This is a genomic window from Actinoplanes sp. NPDC026623, from assembly GCF_040638275.1.
Classification (GTDB): domain Bacteria; phylum Actinomycetota; class Actinomycetes; order Mycobacteriales; family Micromonosporaceae; genus Actinoplanes.
Map to the genome: position 1 here is coordinate 1 of NZ_JBEZXZ010000433.1, position 1,553 is coordinate 1,553.

Here is a 1,553-nt window from a genome sequence, read left to right on the forward strand (position 1 = left end):
AGTATGAGAAGAAGTAGCCGTTGTGGTAGCCGGTCTGGTTTGAGGTGATGGTCCGGTCTGCCTCGGCGTGGGCGACACCGGCCACGGCGATCGAGCCCGCCGCCAGCACAGACGCGGTGACGGCACCGATCAGCAGTCGTAGGCGACCGCGTTTGCCGGGCTTCGGCTGGATGTTGATTTCGTTCATGGAATCCTCCTCGAGAGAACCGGCGGGGGACCGGGCAGCGTGGTGCGGACGAGAAGTGGATCGTCGGTGTGACCTGGGGACGGCCGCCGCACGCCCGGCGTCGCACGGTGCGGCGACACCGCCCGGACAGGCGAATCGAACCTGTGTCAGGTCGATGTCCATCGATGGCAGAAGTATTGGCACGGTGGCGATATTGTGTCAACAACTTCCGGTGATGTTCCGGAAACAATTAGGAGACCCACCCGACGCCCGAGCCATAAATATGCCTTTTATAGTCCTATGTCGACGCCTTCCCTAGCTGCGTCAGGCGTTGCAGTCGGTGAGTTGCTGTCGAAGTTGGCTGTTAGTTATCGAAACTTCCGGAGACTCCGAGTTACTCACGGGCTGCTCCGGGAAATGTGTTGCCGGGGTTGCCGTGTTGCGCGAGTCTGCGGCGGTGTCCGGTCCTCTCCCAGTGCTGTGGTTGTGCGGCCCGTCCGGCGTGGGCAAGTCCACGGTCGCCTGGGACCTGTTCGACGGCCTGCCCGGCGCCGGCCACGTCGACATCGACCAGCTGGGCATGTGCTTTCCGGAAATCCCGGCCGACCCCGGCCGGACCCTGCTGGAGGCGCGCATCCTCGGCCGCGCGGTGGCCGGCTTCCGCGCCGCCGGCGCCACCTGCCTCGTCGTCTCGGGTTACCTCGACTCCGGTCGCGGCGTACCCGCCGGGTGCCTGCCGCGGGCCGACCTCACCGTGCTGCGGTTGCGCTGCGACCGGCCGGAGCTGCGCCGGCGCCTGGAGGCACGGGCCCGCGACGAGGACCGGGAACTCGCGTTGCGCGAGGCCGAGGCGCTCGATCGCGGCACGCTGCCGTACCCGTGCGTGGACACCACCGGTCGCACCGCCGCCGAGGTGCTCGCCGCCGTCCGCGGCCGGTGGGCCTTTTCCCCGGCCGGCCGGGCGGGTCCCTGGCCGGACCCGGTGTCCGCGCCCGGTGAGATCCTCTGGATCTGCGGGCCGACCGCGGTGGGCAAGTCGGCGGTCGGGTGGGAGGTGGCGCAGCGGTCGCGGCGGGCCGGGCACATGACCGGCTTCGTGGACCTTCAGCAGATCGGCTTCCTCGGCGCCGGGCCCGGAACGGACCCGGACAATCACCGGCTCAAGGCCGCCAACCTCGCCGCGGTGTGGTCCGGCTTCCACGCGTACGGCGCACGGCGCCTGGTGGTGGTCGGGTCGGTGGAGCGGCCGAGCCAGGTGCGGCGCTACGCCGAGGCGCTGCCCGCTGCCGGGATGGCGCTGTGCCGGCTGCACGCGAGCCCCGGGCCGCTGCGCGACCGGATCCGGCGGCGGGGGCGGGGCGAGGGCCCGCCGATCGCCGGCGACGCC

1 protein-coding gene and 1 pseudogene are annotated in these 1,553 nt (G+C 70.7%); one reads left to right on the top strand and one right to left on the bottom strand.

Features of this window, described 5'->3' with window-relative positions; all coding sequences use genetic code 11:
- Positions 1-187, bottom strand: a pseudogene (locus AB0F10_RS45560) (glycoside hydrolase); the annotation flags it as partial.
- A 436-nt stretch (positions 188-623) separates the two neighbouring features.
- Here AB0F10_RS45560 and AB0F10_RS45565 point away from each other — a divergent pair.
- Positions 624-1,553, top strand: a 930-nt coding sequence (locus AB0F10_RS45565; RefSeq protein WP_360640852.1) for an AAA family ATPase, incomplete at its 3' end; no start/stop codon positions are given.